Raw genomic sequence first — 5,370 nt, forward strand, 5'->3', positions numbered from 1 at the left:
GCGGGCAGCGCGCGGCGGTCCAGCTTGCCGTTGGGCGACAGCGGGAACTCCCCGAGCACCACGACCGCCGACGGCACCATGTGCTCGGGAAGCGTCAGCGCCACCGCCTCGCGGAGTGCCGCCGGGTCGGCGGCGCCGGTGACGTAGCCGACGAGCCGCTGGTCCCCCGGACGGTCCTCGCGGACCAGCGCGCACGCCCCGTCCACGCCGTCCTGGGCGGCCAGCGCGGCCTCGACCTCGCCCAGTTCGATCCGCTGGCCGCGCAGCTTCACCTGGTGGTCGGTGCGTCCCAGGTACTCCACCTGGCCGTCCGCCCGCCACCTCGCCAGGTCGCCGGTGCGGTACATCCGCCCACCGGGCGGGCCGAAGGGGTCGGCGACGAAGCGGGCGGAGGTCAGCTCCGGGCGGCCCAGGTAGCCGTCGGCCAGCTGCGCGCCGGCCAGGTACAGCTCGCCCGGCACACCGGGCGGGCAGGGCTGGAGCGCGGCGTCCAGCACGTACAGCCGGGTGTTCCACACCGGCGCGCCGATCGGCACCGGCCCGTCGTGCTCCGGCAGCACCTCGTGGAAGCTGACGTCCACGGCGGCCTCGGTCGGGCCGTACAGGTTGTGCAGCCGGACCCCGGGCAGCCGGCGGGCGAAGGCGCGCGCGGTGTCCCGGGCCAGTGCCTCGCCGCTGCAGAACACCTGGCGGAGCGTGCCGGCCACCGAGGCGGTCGACGGCTCGGCCAGGAAGAGCTGGAGCATCGAGGGCACGAAGTGGCAGGTGGTGATCGCCTCCTCGGTGATCAGCCACGCCAGGTACGCCGGGTCGCGGTGCCCGCCGGGCTCCGCCACCACCAGCGTGGCGCCCACGCGCAGCGCCCAGAAGAACTCCCACACCGACACGTCGAAGGAGGCGGGCGTCTTCTGCAGCACCTTGTCACCGGGGGCCAGCGGGTACGCGTGCTGCATCCACCGCAGCCGGTTGTCGATCGCCCCGTGGGACACCACGACGCCCTTGGGGCGGCCGGTCGAGCCGGAGGTGTGGATGACGTAGGCCGGGTGGGAGGGCGTCAGCGCCCTCGCCGGGTCGCAGGCCGGGTAGGACGACAGGTCCAGCCCGTCGAGCACCACCAGCGGCGTGTCCACGCCGGACGGGAGCCGCCGCCCGTGGTCGGTCACCGCGCACACCGGCGCGACGTCCTGGAGGAGGTCCGTGAGCCGCCGTGCCGGATGGTCGGGGTCCAGCGGCAGGTAGGCGGCGCCCGACTTGAGGACCGCCAGCAGGCTGATCACCAGCTCCAGGGAGCGGGGCAGCGCCACCCCGACCACCTGGCCGGGGCCGGCGCCCCGCTCGGCCAGGTGGCGGGCCAGCCGGTTGGCCCGGGCGTTCAGTTCGGCGTAGCTGAGGGTGGTGCCGTCGAAGACCAGGGCGGGGGCGCCCGGGGTGCGGGCGGCCTGCGCCTCGATCGGGCCGATCAGCGTGGTGGGCGGGACCTCGTGGCCGGTGTCGTTGAACTTCCCCAGCACGAGGGCGAGTTCCTCGGGCAGGGCGACCGGGTGCGCGGCCAGGGGCAGCGCGGGGTCACTGTCCACCAGGCGGTCCAGCAGGGCCAGGAACCGCCGTTGGTGGAGGGCGAGTTCCTCCTCGGTGTAGAGGGCGGGGTTGGCGTCGTGGTCGATCTCCAGACCGTGGCCGTCGGCACGGTCGTAGATGTTGACGGTGAGGTCCTCGACCGGCCCGGCGGACAGGCTGCGGAGCCGGGCGGGGGAGCCCGCGAAGCTCACCGCGTAGTCGAACGGCATGGTGTTGACCAGGGGCCCGACCAGGGAGCGCCGTTCGCCCAGCAGGCCGAGGTCCCGGCGGATGTCCTCGTAGCGGTAGCGCTGGTGGCGGCGGGCGTCGCGCAGCGCCCGCACCACCTGGCGGACCAGGCCGGCGAAGGTCTGCTGCGGCTCCACGGAGACCCGCAGCGGCAGCACGTTCATCACCATGCCGGGCACGCGCAGCGCCGCCGAGCCCATCCGGCCCATCAGCGGCACACCGAGCACCACGTCCTGCCGGTTGGTGGCGCGGGCGGTGTGGAGCGCCTGGGCGGCGATCAGGACCTCGGGCCAGGTGGCCTTCAGCGCGGCGGCGGTCTCCCGCAGGCGTGCGGTGGCCTCGGGGGAGAGGTGCGTGGTGCGGCGCAGGAAGCTCCGCGAGGGCTGGGCGGAGCGCCCGGCGAGGTGCGGCGCCTCGGGGCGGTCGGCCAGCAGCCGCCGCCAGTACTCCCGGTCGGTCTCGAACGCCTCGCCGGAGCGGTACTCGACGTCCAGGCCGACCAGTTCGGCCAGCGACCCGAAGGTGCGCGCGGGAAGCTCCTCGCCGCGGGCGAGGGCGGTGTACGCCTCGGCGGTGCGGCGGCCCAGCAGGGTGTAGCCGTACCCGTCCATCACCAGGTGGTGGATCCGCTGGTACCACAGCCAGCGCTCGTCGCGGGTCCGCAGCAGAGCCTGTCGGAACAGCGGCCGGGAGCCGGTGGGGTCGAAGGGCTCGGCGAGGTCCTCACGCATCCACTCCCCGGCGCCGGCCACCGGGTCGTCGGAGTCCCGCAGATCGAGCACCTGGAACGGCAACTCGATCCTCTCCAGCACCAGTTGACGCGGCCCCTCCGGCGTCTGGACGAAACGGGTGCGCAGCGCGTCGGCCTCCTCGACGACCAGCCGCAGGGCCCGGGCGAACAGCTCCGGGTCCAGCGGGCCGTCGATCTCGGCGCACTCGGCGGTGTTGAGCGCCGGGCTGGACGGGTCGAGCGCCTGCGCGTACCACATGCCCGACTGGGCGGCGGAGAGCGGGAGTCCGGCCGGCGGACCGGTGTGCGTCCCGGCGGGGGCGGACGTCGTCACGGTCATGAGGTCGCCCCCAGGAGTTCCGCCCAGGCCTCGACGGCGGGCTTCTCCGCGAGGTCGGCGAAGTCGGCGGTGACGCCGTGGTCGCGGCGCCAGCGCTCCAGGAGCGTCATGATGCGGACCGAGTCGAGGCCGTGGTCCACGAGGTTCTCGTCCACCGGGATGTCGGCGGTCTCCTCGCCGAGGCAGTCGGCGACGTCGGCGTGGATCCGGTGCAGGGTGAGGGCCATCGCGTGGATCAGTCCTTCTCGGTCAGCGCGCCCAGCAGCGCGTCGGTGGTGGTGACGGCCGCGCAGCGGCCGGCGGCCCAGCGCAGGGCCATGTCGTGGTCCTCGCGGCTGAAGTCGGCGACGGCGTCGGCGACGACATGGGCGCGGATGTCCCGCTGCCAGGCGTCGGCCGCGCTCATCAGCACGCCGATGTGGGCGTAGACGCCGGTGACGATCAGCTCGTCGCGCCCCCACCCGGACATCAGGCCGGCCAGCTCGGTGCGGACGAACGCGCTGTACTTCCACTTGCGGAGCAGGACGTCGCCCGGTGCGGGCGCCACGCTCGCGGGGGCGGACAGCTTCTCGGGGTCGTCGGGGGCGCCCGGCCCCCAGAAGTCCAGCTGGAGGCCGCGCTCCTCGGGCGTCTGGCCGCCCTTCTGGGCGCTGTGGACGACCGGCACGCCGGCCGCGCGGGCCGCGGCCATGAGCCGCGCCGTGTTGGCGAGCATGCCGGTCAGCGGCTGCTCACCGGCGGGGAAGGCGCCGAGGAAGTGGTGCTGCAGGTCGTGCACGAGCAGCACGGCGCGCCGGGGGTCCGCCGTCCAGGACACCCGGTTCACGGGCAGCTCGTCCGGTGCGGGCAGCGGGTAGGGGGCAACGGCGGGAAGTGCCATGGGAGGTTCGAGGGCCTTTCACTGGTCCTGGGCGGAGTCCGCGGCTGCCCGCAGCCCCTTCTTGCTGACCTTGCCGACGCCGGTCTGCGGGAACTCGTCGACGAACTCCACGAGGTCGGGCACCTTGAACGCGGCGATGCCCTGCTCGCGGACGAACCGCTTGACCGCCACGGCCCTCAGGGGCTCGGCGTCGCCGCGCAGGACGACGTAGGCGAGGCTGCGTTCGCCGAGGTACTCGTCGGGCACCGCGACCACGGAGACGTCGTGGACGGACGGGTGGCGGAGGATGACGTTCTCCACCTCCTCCGGGGCGATCTTCTCGCCGCCCCGGTTGATCTGGTCCTTGGCGCGGCCCTCGACGACCAGGTGGCCGCCCGGGGTGCGGCGGACGATGTCCCCGGTGCGGTAGAAGCCGTCCTCGGTGAAGGAACGCCTGTTGTGCTCCGGGGCCCGCCAGTAGCCGCGGACGGTGTAGGGGCCGCGGGTCAGCAGGTGGCCGAACTCGCCCTCGGGGACGTCCTGGTCGTGGTCGTCGACGATGCGGATCTCGTCGTCGGGGGAGATGGGCAGGCCCTGCGTGGCGACGATCGTCTCGTACGGGTCGTCCAGACGCGTGTAGTTGACCAGGCCCTCCGCCATGCCGAAGACCTGCTGGAGGCGGCAGCCGAAGGCCGGCTCGAAGCGTCGGGCGGCGGCCTCGCTGTACTTGGCGCCGCCCACCAGGACCGACTTCAGGCTGGAGAGGTCGTGCCCGGTTGCCGCGACGGCGTCCGTCCAGACGATCGCCAGCGGGGGCACCAGGCCGGTCATGGTGATCCGCTCCCGCTCGACCAGCGGGAACGCGGTCGCCGGGTCGGTGCCCGGGGAGAGCACCACGGTCCCTCCGGCATGGAACACGCCGAGCCAGCCGGGCGAGCTGACCGGGAAGTTGTGGGCCGCGGGGAGCACCACCAGGAACCGCGTGGAGGTGTCCACCGCGCAGATCTCGTCGGAGCCCCGCACCGAGTACAGGTAGTCGTCGTGGGTGCGGGGGATCAGCTTGGGCACGCCGGTGGTGCCGCCGGACAGCTGGAGGAAGGCCAGTTCGTGCGGCCCGGGCCCCTCGGGCAGGCCGGCCGGGTCGCCCGCCACCTCGGCGAGCGGGGTGTGGTCCCCGGCCTCGCCCACCACGAACACCTCGCGCAGCGTGGGCACCTGGTCCTTCACCAGGGTGGCGAGCGCCGCGTGGTCGAACCCGGCGTGCCGGTCCACGGTGACGTAGGCGACGGCCTCGGTGAAGGAGCAGAAGTAGCGGATCTCGCTCTCGCGGTGCGCGGGAAGCGCGAACACCGGCAGCGCGCCGATGCGGAACAGCGCCATGGTCACCTGGACGAACTCGGCGGTGTTCGGCAGCTGCACGACCACCCGGTCGCCCTTGGCGATGCCGCGGGCGGTGAACCCGGCGGCCAGTTCGTCGACCCGTTCGTCCAGTTCCCGGTAGGTCCAGGAGCGGCGCTCGGGCGCCGGGTCGACCAGTGCCTCCGCGTCGGGACGGCGCCCGGCGTGCTCGCGCAGCATCCCGCCGATGGTCTCGCCCCGCCAGTACCCGGCGGCCCGGTAGCGGGCGGCGAACTC

Annotated in this window: 4 protein-coding genes; all 4 read right to left on the reverse strand. The window is 74.0% G+C overall.

Annotation, left to right across the window (positions count from 1 at the left end; genetic code table 11):
• The coding region (locus tag HW445_RS17430; RefSeq protein ID WP_180221932.1) for an amino acid adenylation domain-containing protein at positions 1-2,876 on the reverse strand (2,876 nt) is incomplete at its 3' end.
• On the reverse strand, positions 2,873-3,103 hold the full coding sequence (locus HW445_RS17435) for a phosphopantetheine-binding protein (protein ID WP_180221933.1): 231 nt from the start codon (positions 3,101-3,103) through the stop codon (positions 2,873-2,875). The genes HW445_RS17430 and HW445_RS17435, both read right to left, overlap by 4 nt.
• An 8-nt stretch (positions 3,104-3,111) precedes the next feature.
• Complete coding sequence (locus tag HW445_RS17440; RefSeq protein WP_180221934.1) at positions 3,112-3,756, reverse strand: isochorismatase family protein; 645 nt, start codon at positions 3,754-3,756, stop codon at positions 3,112-3,114.
• 18 nt (positions 3,757-3,774) lie between these two features.
• The coding region (locus HW445_RS17445) for a (2,3-dihydroxybenzoyl)adenylate synthase (RefSeq protein ID WP_180221935.1) at positions 3,775-5,370 on the reverse strand (1,596 nt) is incomplete at its 5' end.

The sequence above is a fragment of the Streptomyces sp. UH6 genome (assembly GCF_013421635.1).
Classification (GTDB): Bacteria; Actinomycetota; Actinomycetes; order Streptomycetales; family Streptomycetaceae; genus Streptomyces; species Streptomyces abyssomicinicus.